At 53.0% G+C, this 21817-nt stretch carries 16 protein-coding genes; 10 read left to right on the top strand and 6 right to left on the bottom strand.

Translation table 11 applies throughout. The annotated features are described in order from the left end of the window. The first annotated feature begins 92 nt into the window (after positions 1-92). From ACR64Q_RS05785 to ACR64Q_RS05760, 6 genes are all read left to right on the top strand, one after another. On the top strand, positions 93-407 hold the full coding sequence (locus ACR64Q_RS05785; protein WP_313733902.1) for a hypothetical protein: 315 nt from the start codon (positions 93-95) through the stop codon (positions 405-407). Positions 408-480: 73 nt separating this feature from the next. Next, positions 481-687, top strand: coding sequence for a hypothetical protein (locus tag ACR64Q_RS05780; RefSeq protein WP_313733901.1), 207 nt, complete (start codon positions 481-483; stop codon positions 685-687). Positions 688-1291: 604 nt separating this feature from the next. Next, the gene (locus ACR64Q_RS05775) at positions 1292-1624 is read left to right on the top strand and encodes an HlyD family secretion protein (protein ID WP_313733900.1); all 333 of its coding nucleotides are present in this window, start codon (positions 1292-1294) and stop codon (positions 1622-1624) included. Between the two features lie 40 nt (positions 1625-1664). Continuing rightward, complete coding sequence (locus ACR64Q_RS05770; RefSeq protein WP_313733898.1) at positions 1665-4421, top strand: M16 family metallopeptidase; 2757 nt, start codon at positions 1665-1667, stop codon at positions 4419-4421. After that, a complete protein-coding gene (locus tag ACR64Q_RS05765) occupies positions 4418-4843 on the top strand; it encodes a cysteine peptidase family C39 domain-containing protein (protein WP_313733897.1) in 426 nt (141 codons plus the stop codon). Before ACR64Q_RS05770 ends, ACR64Q_RS05765 begins: the two co-directional genes overlap by 4 nt. After that, complete coding sequence (locus ACR64Q_RS05760; protein ID WP_313733896.1) at positions 4840-4974, top strand: hypothetical protein; 135 nt, start codon at positions 4840-4842, stop codon at positions 4972-4974. The genes ACR64Q_RS05765 and ACR64Q_RS05760 overlap by 4 nt, the downstream gene beginning before the upstream one ends. Before the next feature lie 117 nt (positions 4975-5091). On the opposite strand, the gene ACR64Q_RS05755 is transcribed toward ACR64Q_RS05760, so the two are convergent. Both ACR64Q_RS05755 and ACR64Q_RS05750 read right to left on the bottom strand, forming a co-directional pair. Then, positions 5092-5337, bottom strand: coding sequence for a hypothetical protein (locus ACR64Q_RS05755; protein ID WP_020485534.1), 246 nt, complete (start codon positions 5335-5337; stop codon positions 5092-5094). Between the two features lie 59 nt (positions 5338-5396). Continuing rightward, positions 5397-5609: a hypothetical protein gene (locus ACR64Q_RS05750; protein ID WP_313733895.1), complete on the bottom strand. Its 213-nt coding sequence runs from the start codon at positions 5607-5609 to the stop codon at positions 5397-5399. Positions 5610-6045: 436 nt separating this feature from the next. Between ACR64Q_RS05750 and ACR64Q_RS05745 the strand changes: the two genes are divergently transcribed. The 4 genes from ACR64Q_RS05745 to ACR64Q_RS05730 all read left to right on the top strand — a co-directional run bounded on the left by ACR64Q_RS05745 (position 6046) and on the right by ACR64Q_RS05730 (position 12321). Beyond that, the gene (locus ACR64Q_RS05745) at positions 6046-8238 is read left to right on the top strand and encodes a TonB-dependent receptor (protein WP_313733894.1); all 2193 of its coding nucleotides are present in this window, start codon (positions 6046-6048) and stop codon (positions 8236-8238) included. Between the two features lie 118 nt (positions 8239-8356). Beyond that, positions 8357-9067, top strand: coding sequence for a PepSY-associated TM helix domain-containing protein (locus tag ACR64Q_RS05740; RefSeq protein ID WP_313733893.1), 711 nt, complete (start codon positions 8357-8359; stop codon positions 9065-9067). 3 nt (positions 9068-9070) lie between these two features. Continuing rightward, on the top strand, positions 9071-9754 hold the full coding sequence (locus ACR64Q_RS05735) for a Fe2+-dependent dioxygenase (protein ID WP_313733892.1): 684 nt from the start codon (positions 9071-9073) through the stop codon (positions 9752-9754). Positions 9755-10311: 557 nt separating this feature from the next. Continuing rightward, positions 10312-12321: a TOL_0244 family TonB-dependent receptor gene (locus ACR64Q_RS05730; protein ID WP_313733891.1), complete on the top strand. Its 2010-nt coding sequence runs from the start codon at positions 10312-10314 to the stop codon at positions 12319-12321. 136 nt (positions 12322-12457) lie between these two features. Here the strand turns inward: ACR64Q_RS05730 and ACR64Q_RS05725 are convergent, their stop codons facing one another. The 4 genes from ACR64Q_RS05725 to ACR64Q_RS05710 all read right to left on the bottom strand — a co-directional run bounded on the left by ACR64Q_RS05725 (position 12458) and on the right by ACR64Q_RS05710 (position 21812). Further along, positions 12458-12844 (bottom strand): NifB/NifX family molybdenum-iron cluster-binding protein, encoded by a 387-nt coding sequence (locus ACR64Q_RS05725; RefSeq protein WP_313733890.1) that lies wholly within the window; start codon positions 12842-12844, stop codon positions 12458-12460. A 109-nt stretch (positions 12845-12953) separates the two neighbouring features. Next, on the bottom strand, positions 12954-13799 hold the full coding sequence (locus ACR64Q_RS05720; protein ID WP_313733889.1) for a class I SAM-dependent methyltransferase: 846 nt from the start codon (positions 13797-13799) through the stop codon (positions 12954-12956). Between the two features lie 149 nt (positions 13800-13948). Beyond that, a complete protein-coding gene (locus ACR64Q_RS05715; protein ID WP_313733888.1) occupies positions 13949-18784 on the bottom strand; it encodes a CheR family methyltransferase in 4836 nt (1611 codons plus the stop codon). A 298-nt stretch (positions 18785-19082) separates the two neighbouring features. After that, entirely contained in the window at positions 19083-21812 is a 2730-nt protein-coding gene (locus tag ACR64Q_RS05710; protein WP_313733887.1) for an EAL domain-containing protein, read from the bottom strand. Between the last annotated feature and the right edge of the window lie 5 nt (positions 21813-21817).

Here is a 21817-nt window from a genome sequence, read left to right as displayed (position 1 = left end):
TCGCTTCCGAGTCGGAATCCATACATTGCCCGCAGTGCGCATCCAGCGATACCGACGCATAAACACAACGAGTTAAATTAACGAGTCCGAGCATGGCCAATAAATGGAACATTCCAGACTGGCTCGAACACGAAGTGCGTGAAAGAGACAAAGCCTGTGTCTATTGCGGTGTGAAGTTCACGCCAGCCCAGGTTTCTCGACGGTCGGCGGCCAGTTGGGAGCACATCAGCAACGACGCTGAAATCATCACCAGAGAAAATATCGCCCTGTGTTGTTGCGGCTGTAACGCCAGCAAGGGGCAAAGACAGTTATCGGTTTGGCTGCAATCGAAATACTGTTTAACTCGTGGTATCGGTCCGGCCAGCGTGGCGCCAATTGTGAAGCAAGCCCTCGGCAGTGGTTTGTAAATACACGTATAACCAGTCTGAGTGGACACGGTTTTTGTGCCCACACGAAATTTAAAACTAATATGGATGCGGTGTGCTGGCCGGTCTGGGCCTGGGCGGCGGCGTGCGCTATACCGGCGGCAATTACGGCGATTTGAGCAACAGCCAAAAGGCACCGTCGTATACCTTGATCGACACCTCGGTACATTACGAACTGGGCGCCGCAACGTGTTGGCAAGCTTGCGTTACAACGGGTGAACGGCAATTCCGGCAGGCGAGTTCCACCGGGATAGTCTATTAACCCGGTCCTTAGTTACCGTTCGCCAGTCGAAGTGTGTGCCAGCCTGGACTTCGATGAGCTCAGCCCGAATGGAATACCAGTGGTCAATAGGGCCGGGTTAATAATCGGTCTCGTTGTGCCGTTCTGGAAACGGATGATGAAATATCCGGACCAGCCAGGCCAGCCTGAAATCGTTACCGGGCTACACAAAAGATGAGTTGACAAACAACAGCGTTTTTTTAAAGTCCACTCAGCCTTCGTGCAGAAGGCGTATCGCCAGCCATGTCTCCTGACTAGCCAGCCCTCACGGTGCTAATCAATTCATCCAGGGGACCTTATGACCATATCATTTTTCGCTAGCCGCCATTTCGTTTCTAGCTTTCTCACTAAAGCCGCAAACTCCATCGGACAGCTGATTTTTAGCTACACGTTATTAACCCTGCCCTTAAATACCGTTAGCCTGAATGCCCTTGATGGTACTGAGCCTGTCGAAGGGCCAACCAGCTCAGGCTTAGCCGAGCTCGGCCCAAACGGGGCAGCAGGGATAAATAGGGCCGGATTAATAGCCTAAGCGGCCCAACGAAACGCCTCGCTGTCAAACATCGAAATCCGATAGGCAGGACGCATGTTCTCGACCAATCTTTATCGCGCAGAAGCCATGGCAGCGCAGACCGGACGCTTGGAAGGCGACATCCTGCTGGCGAGACCCTGGTCGTCGTGGCTTGTCTTCGGGATTGTATTAACGCTTGTCGCCATCACCGTTTTATTTATCAGCTTTGCCTCTTATACCAAACGAACCAACGCTAACGGTATGTTGGTCCCAAATGGCGGTGCGATCAGTATTGCCACACCCGCGCCAGGGCTTATTTCGGCCGTTCATGTTGAAGAAGGCCAAACGGTTCATGCCGGAGACACCTTATTTTACATTGAGAGACGAACGCCATCTTTCATCATTTAACAAACCTCGACTTATCCAACCATGGACAGGAATCTTACCCATGAATCGTACCCGCTCGACCTCAATAGCGTTTTTAATACTATCTTTCGTCAATGTTGTTACCGGGCACGCCACGGAAAATAAAACAAACGGGGCCGCCGCCGAGAAATACGGCGCGATCGAGCGGCAATTCGAGAACGGTTTCCGGGCCTTGTTGGTTCCCGATAGTAAGGCCGAGCAGACGGCAGTGACGCTGGTGTATTTCAGCGGTTCGCTCGCCGATCCCGAAGGAAAGGCCGGCCTCGCACATTTGCTGGAGCATTTGCTGTTTAGCGCGCCCACGACACCGGGCAATCATGCGCTGGTTAGCGAGATGGCGCGCCGCAACATTGCCTATAACGGCAATACCAATTTCGACCGCACTAACTACCACACGGCCTTTGCAAGCGACCAGCCCACTTTGAACTGGCTGCTGGAACAAGAGGCTTTGCGCATGCATAAACTGACGATTACGGAAGCGGATATTGCCAGAGAATTGCCCGTGGTATTGCGGGAAAAGGAGCTTGGCGATAGCAATCATCAGCAAAAACTATCGCTACAAATACTGCCGGTTGTCACTCGCTTTGCCCCGTATGTACGCCCGCCGATAGGTAACGAAGCTGAATTACGCAGTATCGCCATCGACGACGTCCGGGCTTTTTATCGGACACACTATCGCCCCGACAATGCGCTGTTGGTCATTACCGGTCGATTTGACGTTGCCGAAACCTGGAAGCAATTGGAAACTCATTTTGGTGAGATTAAATCTCCCAAAATCGTGCAACCACCCGCATTCCAGGTGGCGTCTGGACAGGAGAGTAGCGCCTCGCAACGGAGTTTTCGCGGCGAAGGCGATGTTGCTTCCGTCTCATTATTTTATCCGTTACGGCATTCGTTCGATGCCAAGCCTATAGCGGCCATGGGCCTACTGAGCGGGTTGCTGGCCGGTTCGCCGGCCAGTCGCTTACATGAGTCACTGGTTAGCGCCGGACAGGCGGCCTCTGTCTCGGCAATGCCGTTGCTATTACGCAATGCGGGTGCATTCGAAGTCACTGCGCACCCGCTGACGGCCGATAGCGAAGGGTTGGAGCAACTCCAAAACACCTTAGCAATCCAAGTGCGTTCGCTGGGCGATACCGCGTTCACGGAAAAAGAACTGGAACGTGCCAAAAACTTGTTACGCAACGAAGCGTTACACGTGCAATCTCAAGCCGCATCCTTTGGCTACCGATTGGCTGAATTTGCATCCATCGGCGACTGGCGGCTGTGGTTCGAGAGCATCGACGCGGCCCAAGAAGTGTCTTTGCCGGAGATTCAGCAAACGGCCAAAACGATTTTCCAGCAGAGTATCCCGGTTGCCCAGTTGATGAGCAAAAGGCATGCGGCAAGTATCGCGGCGGAAAAGGAATCCGTGGTACCGCACGCAACAACCGGCGAACCAGCCGCCGCGTCTGTGCCGGCGCACCTGCCGGAAACCGCGAGCCCAGCGGCTAACGATGTGACGGCGACGGCCCTTGATGCGCAAATCGAGCGCTTTAGCATTAACGATTCGCTGGCGGTTGCCCTCTGGCCCAAACCTATGCCGACCGGCCGGGTGCAGGGCCAGTGGAATCTGCGTATGGGCACGGCAGACAGTATGTTCGGCAAACGTATTTTGGCTGATTTGACCGGTAGCCTGTTGGCTCACGGTTCGGCCAGTTTAGATCGACAACAACTGTTTGATCGCTTGGTGGGTTTGGACGCCCACTTGTCGATGACGCCAGTTGATGACCGCTTGGCGATTCGCTTCGATCTGCCAGCTAACTCGTTACCGGAATTTCTTGGCGTTCTGATCGATGTTCTTCGTCATCCGGCGCTGCCGGAGCAGGGATTCAAAGAAGTCGGCAATCAGTTGCGTGTTGCCTACCAAAGCCAGGGCGCAAAACCGCAAGTCGTTGCGGAACAAGCCGTGACCGCATTCACCAGCCAATACCCTATCGGCGACATCCGTCGCGAGCCCGGCATGGCGGAAGCGCTCGCTGCGTTGGAAGGTATCGAATTGAACGATGTAAAAGCCTTCCATGCCGATTATTACGGTGTGAATGGGGAGTTGATGCTGTCCGGGGAGTTTGATGCAAAGGCAACACGCCGCCAGTTGGAAAGCCTGTTAGGCCCTTGGCGCAGCAAGCAGGCCTACCAACGGCCACCCGTACCTTACGCCGCATTGGCTCCCGGCCAGCATGTCATTGCTGTACCCGAGGGCGCGCACGGTGCTTATACGGCGCAGCTCAGACAGCCATTGCAAGCGAACGAGACTGACGCTCTGGCGTTAACACTGGTTAATTTCGCACTGGGCGAGGATGCGCTGCAATCCCGCCTCGGTCGCCGACTGCGTCAACAAGAGGGGATTTCGTACGGTGTGGCTAGCAAGATCAGCGCGTCTGCCTTTGAACCGCGCGCCACCCTGACTATCAGCGCGACCTATGCGCCGGCCCTGCGGCAACAGCTCTCCAAAGCCGTGCACGAGGAACTGGCCCTGCTGGTGAAAACTGGCCTCACAGATACGGAGTTCAGCAGCGCAAAAGATAACTGGCGGCGTCGCAACGACCTGAGCAAGCTGGATCACGACAAGCTGTTTGCTAAGCTGAATCTGCTATTGCGTTTGCGCCGCGATATGCAGTACTACGCCGAACTCAATACCCGTGTTGAAGCCTTGACGCTGGCTCAGGTGAATGCGGCGATTGCGCGCCACATCAATCCCGACCAGTTGCTGGAAGTGTTTGTCGATTCCGCACAATGAAACACTTTAGCCACTCGTATCATTCGTCTTACTTGCAAACCACCGCGGCCGAATGCGGCTTGGCCTGTTTGGGCTATGTCGCCGCTTGCCACGGCACCGAACACCCCATGAGCGAATTGCGCGCAAAGTATGCGGTGTCGCTACGCGGCTCCACTATGATGGATTTGGTCGGCATGGGGGCGGCTCTCGGGTTTTCGTGCAGGCCGCTGCGTCTGGAATTGGCGGAACTCGACCAACTCAGTCTCCCCTGTATTTTACATTGGCAAATGAGCCTTTTTGCGGTGTTAAAGAAACGCGAGTATGCCATGAGTATTTCGCAATTTGCATCGGTCCATCCAACCCGGCGAACACATCGCCATCGTCGGTACTGGTCCTGGACGAAGCGACCAGTCACTTGGATGTCGAAAAAGAGCGGAAGGTGAATTTGGCAATCAATTCGTTAAACATCACCCGATTAACTATCGCCCATAGAGCGGAAACCATAGGCATGGCGGACAGAGTCGTCTCTCTGGATAAGAGCATATACAGCGAAAGCAGAATGGGTAGTTTCTGAAGGCTATTCCGCCATCCGACTATTAAGTTGACCCTGAATAAATTCTAACCAATTGATTTATTCAGGGGCGACTATTTTAGGAAAACCGCCGGGGATTTTCCGGCAAGTGGCGTTTCGCTAATTCAGTCTGGTGCTGGATTTAACAACAGTAAATCCGGCGCGTTTGCTTTTGTCTTTTTGACCGGCTCTGGCCTGGTGCGCGGCTTCGGACATGGTGTCGGCAAAGCTCAGGAAGTCGGCAACTTCCAGGCGCAAGGACATGTTCTGCAAATGCAGGTGGACGACGCCGCATTCGCGGCAAATCAATACCTTACTTAACTCCGTCGCCGCCAAACATTCGTGGGTACAGGGTTTCTTGCTCATACGTTTACTCCTTCAAAAATCGTCTGGGATTAGGTAAAAACTTTTAAGCGCATTAAAAATTATTGCCGCTCCGGATTCGCTAAACCACGACTGAGCTTGGCTTTTGCCTGAGACAAGAACATTTTCCAAACGATTTGTTTCGACCCTAGATCAAGACATCGGAAATCCGTGGCATGGATTTCGCCTTTTTCGACCAATGCCGCCAAAACTTCCGGAGCGATTGCCAAGCGCACAGCCTCGGGTTCTCTAAATAAGGGGAATAATCTTTTCACGTCACGGCAGCTGATTTTTAATCTGTTTCAAATGATAATTATTCTCATTTGAAAAGTAAAGTATTTCTTCGCCCTTGAAAATTTCAGCCGTTAATTCGCCATTTTTTTTGCAGGCGTAAGGCTGCTTTCCGCAAACCTTTAGGCTACCGAGCTCCCGAAACGGCTCGAATGCTTTCAAAGATGTAAGCCTATCCAAACTTTGATTTCGAATGGGGAAACGGTCTGCACACAAATTCCGGAGTTGACATTAGCCTCAAAAAAAATAAAATGAGAATCGTTATTATTTGAGAATGATCTTATTTCTTGGCTTTTTGGAGCCGCATAGCTCGAATAGCGATCAATAACCGATGGACAATAACTGTCGGTTCGTAAAATCTTAGCCACCCAGCATTCCCAGCCAGGCAGCCAGCAACATTTATTTAGTCACGGGAATACTATGTCTGCAAACCATTCGACCACTAAAAAAAACACCCCTGCCAAGTGGCGCTTAGGGGCGCTCTTGCCGCTGGGCGCGGCTCTGAGCGGGGCGGCATTCGCCGCCGACTCGACCGCCGACGTAGCGGCCAACAATGATCAAGAAGTGGTTTTGGAAGACGTTAAAGTCAAAGCCAACCGCGAAAAGCAAGCCATTCGTTTCAAAGCCGAAACCTCGACCACCGGCAGTAAAACCGAGATGGCACTGCGCGATATTCCGCAGTCTGTCAGCGTGGTAAAAAAAGAACTGATCGAATCGCAAAACGCCTTCAATCTGCGCGATGCATTACGCAATGTCAGCGGCCTGACGATTGCCGCAGGCGAAGGCGGCCGGACCGGCGACTCCATTACCTTGCGCGGTTTCGCCGCCAGCTCGGATCAATACCTGGACGGCGTCAAGGACAACGGCCAATACAATCGCGACACATTCTTCATCGAAAAAGCCGAAGTGCTGAAAGGCGCTTCGTCGATATTATTCGGCCGCGGCGCCACCGGCGGCGTGATCAATCAAGTCGCGAAGAAACCGACCGGTAAAACCGGGATTAACGGCAGCTTTACCTATGGCTTGTACGACTTCAAACGCACCGCCATCGACGCCGAAACCAAATATCAAGATTTATCGGCCCGGCTGAATGTCATGTACCAGGATGCCGATTCCTATCGCGACTACAACTACAGCAATCGCTGGGGTATCGCGCCTTCGTTCAAATGGGACATTAGCGCCGATACCGATTTGACCCTAAACCTGCTGCATCAACAAGAAGAAGGCGTATTCGATTACGGCGTGCCTATGTATCGAGGCCGGCCGGCCGGCGTGCCTATCAACACCTTTTATGGCTTTACCGATAACCGGATGATGGACACCGATGTCAATGTGGCCACGGTGGCATTAACCCACCGTTTCAACCAGGATTTTTCGGTGAAAAACTCGATACGTTACGGCGATTACGAACGTAAATACCTGACGCATCTGTATTCCGGCGCAGCGGCCTATAGCGGCGCCGATGCCGGTACTATCGCCCGCTCGCAAGCCTTACGCCTGAACACCCAGGAAAACGTCTACAACCAGACCGATTTTGTCTACAAAAAGCCCTTGTTCGGCTTTAACAATACCTTGATGTTCGGCAGCGAATTCGGCTGGGAAGACTACGATTTCAAATCGAAAAACTCGACCGGCGTCAGCCGGGTGTCGATATTCAATCCGCGCCTCACCGCCAGCGTCACCGGCTTGGCGTACGACTTCAGCGGCACGCTGGCCACTGATCGACTGACGCAAGCCCAAACCTACGCCGGCTATGTGTTGGATCAATTCGAGATCAGTCCAGAATGGAAACTGTTAGCCGGCACCCGTTACGACGTGTTCGACGCGCAACAGACAGACAGGATAGGTACCGCCGACTTCAATAGTAGTGTCGATCAATGGAGCCCGCGCGGCGGCATCGTCTGGCAACCCAGCAAAGCGCAGTCCTATTATTTCAGTTACGGCAAATCCTTCAATCCTTCCGCCGAGAGTCTCAGTCTCTCGGCCAATAATGCCAACTTGCCGCCCGAGCAAAACCACAACTACGAAATCGGCGGTAAATGGGAGTTGTTCGACGGCAAACTGTCCGCTACCGCAGCTTTGTTCCGCCTGGAAAAAACCAATGCCCGCACTACCTCACCGCTGGATGCCAATCTGCAAATCCTCGCAGGAGAGCAAAGCACGGATGGCTTCGAAGCGGGTCTGGCCGGCGAAGTGTTGCCGAAATGGGATGTATCGCTGACCTATGCCTATCTTGATTCGAAAATCAGCAAATCTACATCAACGGCCACCGGCTCGGTCAGCGGCTTAGTGAAATCGTTTGAGGGGATGACGGCCGTCAACGTGCCGGAACACAGCGGCGTAGCCTGGAGCACCTACCACTTGACCGACAACTGGGAAGTCGGCGGCGGTGTGTACTACGCCAGCCACCGCTATGCCGACAGCGTCAACGAAGCGGTATTGCCGGGTTACGCCCGCCTGGATGCGGTGGTGGCCTATCACCAAAAACATTACGACGTGCAACTCAATGTGTTTAACCTGACCGATACCGTCTATTACGAATCCGGACAAACCAACTCGGCCTTGCCGGGCATGCCGGTGTCCGGGCAATTGACGGTGAGCTTTAAATACTAAACGCTGCGTGTTTGAACGGTTAAGCAACATCCGCCAGTAGCGCGATTGTTTAACCGTTCCACCCGATCCGCAAAACCCTTATTTGCAATTGCCATAGCGAGATTTTGGAACCCGACCCATGAACACCGCAACCGATTCATTATTGACGCCAGCCGCCCGCCCGCCCAAGAAAACCAACGGCGGCTATCTGTTTTTACCGAAAAACCTGTCGCGCGGCGCCTTCCTGAAATGGTTGCGCCGCACCCATGCCTGGTTCGGGCTATGGGGCGCGGCGCTGGGCCTGCTATTCGGCTTTACCGGGATTTTAATGAACCACCGCGACGTACTGAAAATTCCCATCGGTCGCATGGAACAGAAGGAAATTCAACTGGCATTGCCGGACCCTCATCCCACGGACCCGAAAGCGCTGGCGGCTTGGCTAGGCCAAACTTTGGGTGTAGATACCTCCCATGCCAAAATCCGCAAGGAACCCGGTAAAACCGTGACCTGGAACAATCAACCGGTCCAGCAACCGGCATCCTGGCAAATCAACGTCCGTAATCCGCAAAAGATATTGTCTGCCGACTACTGGGAAGGCAACGCCTTTGTCACGGTCAAGCAAGGCGAAGCTAATCTGCTGAACACGCTAAACAACCTGCATAAAGGCACCGGCATGGGCGTAGGCTGGGTATTGCTGGTCGATACGCTAGCCGGAGGTTTGTTACTGTTGAGTTTGACCGGCACTTTGCTCTGGACCCGCCTGCACGGCAATCGCATTGCGGCAGCGGGTTTAGGATTTGGGTCAATGAGTTTGGCGGTATTTTTTGCGCTGCAAGCGATCTTGAGTTAAACCATGTTGATCGAAATTCCGGAAGTTCTCTCCCCAGCCGAACTACAACAAGTTCGGGACCTATTGGCTGATGCCCCCTGGGCGGACGGTCGCATCACCGCCGGCAGTCAGTCCGCCCAAGTGAAAAACAATTGGCAATTGCCGGAGCAAACCGAGCAAAGTCACGCCGCCCGCGCCATTTTGCTGGGCGCCTTGAATCGCAACCCACTGTTTCTGTCGGCGGCACTGCCGAAAAAGATTTTCCCGCCTTTGTTCAATCGCTATGCCGGTGAACACAACACCTTCGGCAACCACATCGATAACGCCATCCGCCACTGCCCGATCAGCGGCGAACGGGTACGCACCGATTTGTCGGCGACGATTTTCCTCGCCGACCCGGACAGTTACGATGGCGGCGAACTGGTCATCGAAGACACCTACGGCGAGCATGCCGTGAAGCTGGCGGCTGGGGATATGGTGCTGTACCCCGGCTCCAGCCTGCACCGGGTGGCGCCGGTGACGCGCGGCGCGCGGCTGGCCTCGTTCTTCTGGCTGGAAAGCATGGTACGGGAAACCGAGCGTCGCCGCCTTTTATTTGAAATGGATATGGCTATCCTCGAATTGCGCAACACGCAGGGCGACAGCGCCCCGACCGTCAACCTGACAGGTTGTTACCACAACCTGCTAAGGATGTGGGCGGAGGTGTGAAACACGCCTGATGGTTATCCCGGCTCTTATAGGCCCAGTATCTTCATTCCCGCGAAAACGGGAGCGACAATATGTAGGGGCCGGGTAACAACAAGCCGCGTCAACTTCAGTCCTCTTGCCACTTCAGTTGGCATGCCGCTGAAAACTTTAACTTCATCCCTCCAACGGCCAACGGGATTCGCCCTCCGCCATTTGCTTAGCCCTCAGCGCCCCACGCTTCACCAAATCTTTACAATCAGCAACACTGTCAGCCATTAGATTGACCCATTTACCCAGCGTTTAATACCTTGCATTCGTCATTTCCGCTAAGGCGGGAACCCGATAGTCAAGGGCGCAAGAGCGGACATCCAATGCCATGGATGGCAAGCTTCGTCCCAGCGATGTGGCCTGGATTACGCCAATCGCTGCCGGAATGCCCAGCACCTTTGCGCATCTAACAAAGTAGAATGAATAAATGTTACAAAAACTTTGTGATAAACCGATGCTGCGCTACATTTGCAACTGAAGAATTAACCCGAGAGACACTCTGTCTCTCGCCATGCCCCATTTGCTACAGAATGAAAAATACCTTTTACACCGTTTGGATAGGTGCGCTATGTTTGGCTGTCCATGCGGAAATTGCTTCGGCCGATACCGATTTAACCGAGTTGAATATAGAAGAACTACTATCGGTAAAAATCACATCCGTTTCAAAAAAAGCCCAAGCGCTGGGCGATGCGGCGGCTGCGGTATTTGTCATCAGCAACGACGACATCAAACGCGCCGGCGCCACTAACATTCCGGACGCACTGCGCCTGGCGCCCGGCATTGACGTCGGCCGCATAGACGCCAACAAATGGGCCGTCAGCTCACGCGGTTTTAATGGCCGGTTTTCCAATAAACTACTGGTGCTGATCGACGGTAGAAATATCTACACGCCGGCTTTCTCGGGTGTGTATTGGGAAATGCAAGATGTGATGCTGGAAGACGTGGAGCGCATCGAGGTAATTCGCGGCTCCGGGGCAGCGCTATGGGGAGCCAACGCCGTGAATGGCGTGATCAACATCATCACCAAACATGCCGCAGATACCCAAGGCGGCTTGCTCAGTGCCGGCGGCGGCAGCGAGGAGCGCGGCTTCGGCTCATTCCGTTACGGCGGCAAACTCAACGAAACCACCAGCGGCAGGGCTTATATCAAGGGCTTTGAGCGCGACGCCCTCAGCAGACCTGCCGGCCAACCTGCCGGCGACGCCTGGAGCAAAATGCAAGGCGGCTTTCGCATAGACTCAGACTGGTCCGCCGCCGACTCCGCCACCGTGCAAGGCGATGTTTATCATAGCGATTTAAACCAACAAATCGGTTTAGCCGCGCTCACGACACCGTATCGAGAAACCATTTCCGACCAGGTCCAAGCCACCGGCGGCAACTTGCTTAGTCGTCTGCAACATCGCATTTCCGATACGTCAAATTACGCCCTGCAACTGTACTTTGACAGTTACGACCGCAGAGAAAGTTATATTGAAGAGGAACGCTATACCGGCGATGTGGATTTTCAACACCGCTTTGCTTTAAACGACTGGAACGACATAGTCTGGGGGGCTGGCTATCGGTATACCTACACCAAAGAAAACCAAGTTAAGCAAAGTATTGTTAATTTTACGCCACCTCAACGCGGTGAGAGTTATTTCAGTACGTTCTTACAGGACCAATTGACGTTAGTTGACGAACAACTGTGGCTCACGCTGGGTTCCAAACTGGAGCATAACGACTACACCGGCATAGAAGTGCAACCTACGGCCCGCCTACTCTGGGGACCGGACCCCAATCACCGGCTGTGGGCGGCGGTCTCCCGCGGCGTGCGCATTCCGTCGCGAGTGGATGCCCACATGGAACTGATCGGCCAAGTCGTGCCGCCGCTGACCAGCCCCAACAGCACGCCTTTACCGCTCGCCCTCGCGGTAACCGGTTCCAACGCTTTCCAAGCCGAAGAGGTGCTGGCCTATGAAACCGGCTATCGATACACGCCCAGCAATAGTTTTTCCATAGATTTATCGCTGTTTTATAACGATTATGAAAATCTGCGCTCTTACCATCCAGGGGCGACAGACCCGGCAAATGTGCCGTTTTTTATCAAACAGCCTTTGATCATCGACAACACCGGCAAGGGCAAAACCTATGGCGTGGAAACCGCAGTGGTTTGGAAGATGCTGGATTGGTGGCGCTGGGACCTGAGTTATAGCGTGCTTAAAACCGAGCTTTCCAGCAATCCGTATTATCAGGAAGCGGTATCGCCGCAGCACAAAACCTCGTTGCGCGCGATGCTCAATCCCACCGAAGACATTACCCTGGATGCCTGGCTGCGGTATGTGGACAATGCCAGCGCCTTTACCCTCAGCGGGCCAGCCTATATTAGAGCCTACACCACCCTGGATTTGCGTCTGGCCTGGAAGCTCAATCAAGCTGTCGAGCTATCGCTGGTCGGGCAAAATCTATTGGATAACCAGCATTTGGAATATGTCCAGGAAACCTTCACCCAAGCCACCGAAGTGCAACGCGGCGTTTACGGCAAAGTGGTTTGGGAGTTTTGAGTTTGTAGTAAAACGACTGCGCCGAGCCGGTTATTGACACAGCCACTTAAATTCCTTGGAGCCCAAGGGCCGCGTAGCAAACCTAGTCAGACATCCCGGCTCCCGCCTGTGCGGAGCGACGCTATTTAAGTTCGAATCACTGATCGCTAGTTTTTAGGCAATGTGCTTCCTCATGCGGCAGGCCATCGACAAGTTCGCCGGCCAGATAGGCGGCCACCGCTTTCAAAGGCGATGTCTCGCTGGTGGTATGCAGCTCGGTATTTCTCTCCAGCAGGTTACGCTTTACCCCGTCTCCCGCCGATCCGGCAATCGCTACATCCACATAATGCAGCGGGTGCCGATTGCCGTCGCCGCGCACATGCCATTCATGCAGGCTGCCAATCTCGGTTAGATCAAGCGTCCAAGCCAGACTCGCTTCCGCTGCATTTCCAGCAACATAGACCAGCCAGCGCGACGCCCTGCCGGCATGTGGCGCAATATTCCCACCGTTTTCAACAGCTACGGCAATCAGTGTTTCGTTCATCGATTCGGCACCTTTGACAAAGAAAATTTGTTACGGAGTAAATCCCTTCTATTCGAAATAGTCAACGTTATCTGTCAGCAAATATCTTTTCGCTGGTTAACTTCTACACCTATTGAACAGCACTGAGCGCCGTTCCAGGCTTTATAAACCGCAAGGTCATACGATCACTTTCGCCAATCGCGGCGTATTTCTCTCTATCCTTGCTACCGAGGCTGAATGCTGGCGGCAAACTCCATACCCCGCCCTCGTGATCTTTGCTGTCCAACGGGTTGGCATTGATCTCGCTGGCTGCCTGTAACACAAAGCCGGCCGCACCGGCCCCAGCAATCAGTTGATTTTGCCCGATATAACCCGAAAAATCGTCGTCCGCCACGTCGCCATTCGCCCGATGTTCCACCAGACCCAGCGTGCCGCCGGGCTTGAGTACGTCGAAAAACCCCTTGAACATCAATGCCACGCTATCCGCTTCCCGCCAGTTGTGGACATTGCGGAACGTCAATACCACATCCACTGACGCGGGTGCGCCGAAGGTTGGCTTAGCTTCATCAAAAAGCCGGATCTCCGGACTGCCATATAGATTTGGCAATGCAAGAAATTTGCGCTCAAGCGCGTTAAGTTGCTTCGCGTAGTAATTCCTAGCGCTTTGCTTGACGGCACTATCAGGGTTTATCACGGCGGCAACGTAGTGACCATTTACTCTGAGCAGAGGCGCCAGAATCTCGGCATACCAGCCATAACCCGGCGTAACTTCGATCACAGTCTGCCCAGGACTCACGCCGAAAAACGCCAACGTTTGCAAAGGATGCCGCCACTTGTCGCGAGCGACATTAGCGGGATCTCGCCACTCACCAGCAACAGCCGCTTCCAGTGTCAATGGCGTCTTCGGATTTTCATCCGGCGGTGCACAAGCACTAAGGATGGCAATAGCGGCTAGAAGTATGGAAATTCGAATCATGGCAACGTCATTCCAGGTAGTTGAGATTATTAACCCGGTCCTTAAATATCGTCACTCCCGCCTTCGCGGGAATGACGACTCCAGGGAATTTACAGTAAAAACCAACAACACCATGATGCGCATCGAGAACAAGCAGCAAAACGTCCAATTCAAGCCCGCGCACTGTGCTCCAACCAATGCAACAGTCGAGCACAAAGGCTGGCGGGATCAAACGGTTTGGAGAGAAAATCATTCATACCCGCTTGCAAACACAACTCACGGTCTTCAGCAAAAGCATTTGCGGTCATCGCAATAATCGGTACATTTTGCCAGCCATCCAGCAAGCGGATCTGCCGGGTAGCCTCAAGCCCATCCATCACCGGCATCTGCATGTCCATAATCACTAAAGCAAACCGCTGTTGTTTGGCCAGCGCCAATGCGTCGGCACCATTATCCGCTACCGTGACCTCAAAACCGGCCGCTTCCAGCAGAATGACGCCAACCGCTTGATTGATCGGTTCGTCTTCTACCAGCAACAAACGGGTACCGGCATATTGGCTAAGCAAAATCTGCTCCGCTGTATCGTCGCTGCCATCCAACAATTGCCTGCTGCCGCTAATATGGCTGCCCTTGGTTAACCAAGCGGTAAACCAAAATGTACTGCCGTGTCCTACCGCGCTCGTGGCGTCGGCCTGACCGCCCATTAGCTCAGCGAGCCGTTTGGTAATTGCCAAGCCCAAGCCGGTACCGCCGTGCTTGCGGGTGATGGAAGTATCGATTTGCTCGAACGCGGAGAACAACTTTGGAATCATATCCGACGGGATGCCGCGACCGCTGTCACGCACTTCCACCCTCAACAGCACTTTATCGCCCTGTTCGCTGACCGGGAAAATCCGAACCTGCACAAAACCTTTGTCAGTAAACTTGATCGCGTTGCTGATGTAGTTTATTAACGCCTGACTAAAGCGGATCGGATCTCCACACAATAGATAGTTTAAAGTTGCGCAATCCACGCTTAAGCTCAGGCCTTTGTTTTCAGCCAGTTCGTGCATAATCGTCCGGACCTTGGCCGCCGCTTCACCTAAATCAAACTCCACGGATTCCAACACCAACTTTTCTGCCTCGATCTTGGACAAATCGAGAATATCGCTGATCACGCCAAGCAAATGTTGGGCCGAGTCGCCAATCTGCTTCAAGAAATTGGTTTGCTCAGGGTCCGTCACTTTGCGAGACAAAATATGGGTGAGACCGACAATGGCATTGAGCGGGGTGCGAATTTCGTGACTCATATTGGCCAAAAATGCCGTTTTTGCCTGGTTGGCGGTATCGGCACGCAGATTCGCTTCAACCAGTTCGTCCAAGCGCTGGTGCATCTGCGTAATATCGATATGACACCCCACCATCCGAAGCGGCTCGCCGGTTTCCGCCCACTGTACCACCCGGCCTGCGCAAATCACCCACACCGTGGAGCCGTTTTTGTGTCGATACCTTACTTCGTTGTAATAAGGTTCTGCACCATGACTGGCCACATGGCGCTCGAACTTCTCAAGGACACTGGGTAAATCCTCGCTAAAAATGAGTTTTTGCCAGGTTTCAGGGACATTAGGAAGTTCGTCGCTCAGGTAGCCCAACATGCGACTAAACGTATCACTAAAATATTCAGTGCCTTTAGAAATATTCCAGTCCCAATACCCCGCAAAAGTGGACTCCAAAAGACCCTGCAAGTGGTTTAGCTCTTCTTCCAACTGGATATTTTTGCGCAATTGCTCTTCGGATTTCTTCCGTGCGGAAATATCGATCACCACACCGATGTATTTGAGCACGCTGCCATCCTCATTCAGGATGGGCCGACCACGAGCCATGAGCCAGCGCGACTCCTGGCCTGCCGGGAGCAGTACCCGCCATTCCGATTCAAATGCCACGGCACGCGCGACCGCTTCTGAGTTAATGGCCTCTACCTGTGCGATATCGTCCGGATGCACCGTTTTGCGCCATGCCGCATAACTGGGTTCCACCGAGCCGTAGGGGATATTGTATAAATCCCATATCTCGTCAGACCAATAATTCCGATTAGTCGCCAATTCCCATTCCCACGAACCGCCCCTGGCTGCGTCCATGGCCAAACGTACCCGTTGCTCGCTGTCGCGTAGCGCTCTCTCTGCTTGCCGCTGAGACGTCACTTCTGTAGCCACCCCGGCGACATAACACCGGCCCTCCACGTCGCAGAAGCTAAACTTGCTACTGTGCCAAATTTGTTCGCACCCATCTTTTTCGATGATCGTTTCATCTATTTCTAAAGCCTGACCCGTCTGCACGACTAACAGGTCATTGGCGCGCAATTCTTCGGCAACGCTTTTCGGCCACATATCAAAGTCGGTTTTGCCCTGCCAGTCTTGGAGCTTGGTATGAAAGCGCTGCTCGAATACTCTATTCAAATACACGTAACGACCGTCTTTGTCTTTAATCCAAGCCGCAGCGGAACTGTTATCCATAAACAGCCGGAAGCGGGCTTCGATATTTCTTTGGGCTTCTTCGGCGGAATACAATTCAGATATATCGGAAAAGCTCAACACGGCGCCGGCAATATCGCCCAATTCGTTTTCGAACGGATCAATTTGCATCAAAAAATGAAAATCACCGTGGTGAATCTGTTCCACCACCGACTCGCCACTAGCTACGACGTTGCTTACGTAATCTCGTAACCTGGGTATGGGGATATGACAGGGAATGCCGTACAAAAATTGCCCAATATCGTCGGGGACCAAGCCGAACACGCGGGTAGCGAAGGCGTTGTAGCGCGTGATATGCCCTTCTTTGTCGACAAGAACCAGACTGCTGCGCAGGGAATTTTGGATACTCGTCAGCGTGGCATTGAGTTGGGCAGACTCCACTGACTTGACCCGCAACTCATCGTTTAGCGTGGTTAATTCTTCATTCGAGGCTTGCAATTCCTCATTGGAGGCCTGTAATTCTTCGCTGGAGCATTGCACTTCCTCCCGCAGTATTTGCAATTCGGTATTGGCAGATTCGAGTTGGTTAATCACGCTGTGCAACAGTTCGCGACTATCCGCCAATTCTCGGCGAATTTGTTCTATTTCGGCGTTGGGTTGTTCGGCTGTTACCAACGTATTTTCGGCTAGCAAAACCGGTGCTACCTCGATAAACGTAATCAAGATGCCAAACTCATGGCTGCCAGGCGTCTGCTCAACGCGTGTGACTTTCGGCCTAACCCGGCATGCTGCGCCATCAATACTTATGTCGAGCGTCACACCCTCGGCAACGTTAAGGTTTTCTTGCATCAACCTGAAACAGAGCGCTTTCAGCTCATTTCGCAACTCGGGCAAACACAGCGAAAACACTGAAAAATCGGTACTTTCTTCAGGCAAACCGAAAAAGCGGCGCCCATTGCCAAAAAAGCGTAAGGGTTCAAAATTATCATTGATCAGCACGCCGGCCGGCGCGAAATCCCGCATCAAAGCATTAATAGCTAGCTCGGTTAACGCTTGCCGATAGTGCGCGTTGCCCATAGTCAACTTGGCTCCGTTGGTTTCGATAGCAGTATTAAACGGCGAATAGCGAAGTACATGCCGCGTTTCCACAGCCCGCCGGCGATAGAGTTTGTTACTGCCATCCAATATCTCAAACAAAGGCGAATTTAGCCCTACTGATTCTGATTTTCCCAAAAACAACAAGCCGTCAGGTTTCAGGGCGTAATGAAAAGCGTTGATCAAATCCGATTGCTGCGCCGGTTTGAAATAAATCAGCAAATTCCGGCAACTCACCAAATCCATATTAATGAAGGGTGGGTGATGGATAATGTTGTGCGCGGAAAATATGCATAATTCACGGATGACCGGCTGAATCCGCCAGCCGCTCCCCTCATTTTTAAACCAGCGTTGCTGCCGCTCCGCGCCCAAATTGGTCATTTCTCTGGATGTGTATATCCCGGCCCGGGCAAACTCGATGGCTTCATCGCGAATGTCGGTCGCAAACACCCGCACCTCGAAAAGGCTTAACCTGTCTCCCAAGATCTCGGCCAAAACCATCGCGATGGAATAAGGTTCTTCACCGGTTGCACAGCCCGGCACCCAAACCCTGATCGAATCGCCGGCGGCTTTACCAACGACCAAAATCCGCAATGCGGCTTCCAATGCCGCAAAGGCGGTTTCATCCCGAAAGAACGATGAGACCGATACCATAAAGCGCTGTTGCAATAGGCTAAGCTCTTCCGGATGTTCTCTGACATAATCGACATAATGTTCCAAGGAGTCGATTTCCAGGCTGCGAAACCGGCGAAATGCCTGGCGACGCAAGGTGCCTTCCTTGTAACTGTTTACATCCAGCCCAGTCGTGTGGTGGACCAAACGGATTAATTCGGAAAATGCGTTCGCGGAACCCATCACTTCATCGTTGATGACGCCATCGATGTCGTCGGTGTGATTCAACCACTCGGCAATCTGTTGCGAGCTACCCACCAAATCCGCAAAACCTAATTTGATGACCGACTCGGGCATTGCGCTATGCACGGCGTCTGCCGGGTTTTGCAAGATAACCAAGCCTTCGGCCGCGGCCACTGCTTCAGCGCCCAAGGTACCATCGTGTCCCGAGCCGGATAGAACGACAACAATGGCTTTTTCCTGGCGGCTGTCAGCGATGGAACGAAATAATCGATCTATCGACGGCGCGATGGGTTGCGCTTCTTCGGCATGAAACACTAGCAATTTATCATCCACCACCTCGATATTGTGTCCCGGTGGACAGGCATACAGGTGATCAGGCACTAGTTCAGTACCATCCTGAGCCCAGGAGACCTTGAGCGCACATTTATTCTGCAACAGTTCTATCAGTGAACAGGGCTTATCGGGCGATAGATGGTGAGCCAAAACATAGGCAAATCTCCCCCGCGGCTTTAATGCGGAAATAGCCGGGATTAAGGCCTGTAGCCCACCCGCCGAAGCGCCAATACCGACGACTTCGCACTTTTTTTGTTTTCCCTCGCTGCCCACCAACAACCCCTTCGCTTATTATTTTTATAATGATTATTTACAGCTCAACCACTGGTTGTTGCCGTTTTACCTGGGTAACTTAATCTAATCGCATGCCAGCGACAACAGGTTCAAAATTGCGTTTCAAGGCTATCTCTTCGAAGCGGCAACAACCCCTGAGCCACTCCAAGTTTGCCAGCCTAAGCTTTTGATGTCTTGGGAATCGGCGCTTGAAAACAAAGTAAGCAGCATAGACACATAGACTATACCGCCAAGCCTCAGCCTTTGTGCAGGCAGAAGATGGGCAAGTCATCCACCTCTAACTTTCTTTAGCCCGTAAACCGAGCTGCACCGAATAATCGCATTGGGCTTCAAAATCAGCCAACGGTACCGGTCTACCGAAGAAATAGCCCTGATATAAATGACACCCTTGCTGTTCCAAGAATCTCAACTGCTCTTCGGTTTCAACGCCTTCGGCGATACTTTCGATACCTAAGTTGTCGGCCATGCCGATGATGGTTTGCACAATCACCGCATCACTTTGGGATAACTTAATATTACGTACGAAGGACTGGTCGATCTTCAACTGATCAATCGGTAACTTGGTCAGATAGTACAGGGACGAATAACCGGTGCCAAAGTCGTCCATCGAGAAACGCACGCCAAAATCTCGCAGTCGCTGCATTTTTACAATCGCATCGTCAATGTCGTCCAGCACCAAACTCTCGGTGAGCTCAAGTTTCAGCCGATTAGGACTCAAATCGTAGCGCGCCAACGTTCGCTGCACTTGCTCAGCGAAATCCTCTTGATGAAACTGCATGGCACTGACGTTAACCGCAAGCTGTAGCTTAGACTTGAACGGATCGTTTTCCCAAGCTTTGAGCTGGGCGCAAGCCGAGTCCATAACCCATTTGCCTATCGGCAAGATCAAACCGGTATCCTCAGCCAGTGGAATAAATTCCAAAGGCGAAACCAAACCGCGTTGCGGGTGCTGCCAACGTATCAATACCTCCGCGCCGAGAATCTGACCGGCGTGGTTGACTTGCATCTGGTAATACAGCACCAATTGCCGCTCGCTCAGTGCCACGCGCAAATTGCTTTCCAATACCGCGCGTGTTTCCAAGGCGGCCTGCATGACCGGATCGTAAAACAGCAGCTTGTTACGGCCGCCGCGCTTGGCTTGGTATAGGGCGGTATCGGTGTATTTCAGCAATTCTTCCGCCGTAGTAGGTTGATTCCGGAACATGCAGATCCCCATGCTGGCCGAACAATGGTGATCGTATCCCTGCAAAGAATAGGGTTGATCAATAGCAGAAAGGATTTTGCCGGCCAGCTTTTTGGTATGAGCAGACGCCAGCGTTTCATCCGGGCTCAGACCGTTGAGGATCATCACAAACTCGTCGCCGCCCAGCCTGGCGACGGTATCACCTTCGCGCACACAATCTCGGAGACGTTGGGCGACTTCGATCAGTAGCAAGTCGCCAATCGTATGGCCTTTGGTGTCGTTAAGCGCTTTGAAGTTATCCAGGTCAATAAACAAGGCCGCGCCGTGTTTATCATGCCGGGCATTAGTCACTATTGCTTGTTGCAGGCGGTCGTAAAGCAGACGGCGATTCGGTAGATTGGTTAGCGGATCGTAAAACGCTAAACGCTCGATCTCCGCTTCCGCTTGTTTTTGGGCCAACGCGCGGCTGAAATTTTCCAAGGCAAAGTTAATATCCATCGACATTTCGACCAACAGGTCGCGCGCAGCATCGTCGAAGGCGTTAACCTCGTCAGCGTATAGTACGAATGCACCGACCACCCTGTCGTTTCTAAGTAACGGCAACGAAGCCGACGCGGCCCAGCCGGCGCGCAAACCTTGTTTTCGCCACGGCAGGGTAATCGGATCGTTAATAAAATCCTGGCACCAGTAAGGGCGTTGTTCACGGATCGCGATGCTGGTAGGGCTGTGGCCGAAAGCGCTGTCGGCAGCCATGGACATGTCTATCGTGGCCAACTCTTCCGCACCTTTGCCGAAACTGGCGACCGGGCGTATGCAGCACCGATCAGCGGCAAATAAGCCAACCCATGCCATTTTCATACCGCCAAACTCCACGGCGGCGCGGCAGATTCCCAGAAACAATTCGGTTTCGTCGGCGCTGTGTACGATGGCTTTATTGCACTGACTCAAGGCCGCATACAGCTGCATGTGGCGTTGGACTTTCGCTTCTGCCGCCTTACGTTCGGTCACGTCGCGGGCAATTCCGAGCACGCCTATCGGTTTGCCGTCCTGATTCAACACCGGTGTCTTCAGGGTTTCGAACAAGCCGTAGTAACCGTTATCAGCGAAAGTCAGCCATTCTTCGTTGGCGCAAACCTGGCCGGCAGCCAGGGCTTTGCGATCATTCTCCCGGAAAAAGTCGGCCAGTTCCCTGGAGGTAAACTCGTAATCGGTCTTGCCGACAATGTCGGCTTCCTTGGCGCCGTATAAGCGTTCGAATTGCAGATTGCAGGTGATATACACGCCCTGTGGGTCCTTTAACCAGACCAGATCGGGAATAGTGTGCAGCAAGGTATGCATTAGGCTATGAGCCGCCACCAGGTCGTTCAGACTGGTCCTGAGCTTTTTCTCGCTTTCCAGTAGTTGGTGGCTGCGCTGTTCCACCAGTTCTTCCAAATGATTGCGCAAGCGGTCGATTTCCAGATGCGTACGCACGCGCGCCAGCAACTCCTCACGTTGATACGGCTTGGTCACAAAATCCACCGCGCCGAGTTTGAAGCCTTGGACTTTTTCATCCGGCTCGGACAGCGCACTGATGAAAATAATCGGCACATTGCGGGTATCGGGATGCGCTTTGAGCAAACGGCAAACCTCAAAGCCCCCCATACCGGGCATCAGAATATCCAGCAACACCAAGTCAGGCGGATTGGCGATGGCAAAATTAACCGCCAGCTCGCCGTTTATCGCCGAGCGCACCTCATACCCTTCGGCCTTGAGAAGGTCCGACAGCAACTTCAAAGACGCCGAAGTGTCGTCAACGACCAGAATTTTGCCTGTATTTATCATGATGT

The organism is Methylomonas sp. 2F7, from assembly GCF_057126975.1.
Note: the sequence above shows the minus strand (reverse complement) of the source record. Positions and strands in the feature narration are given on the sequence as shown.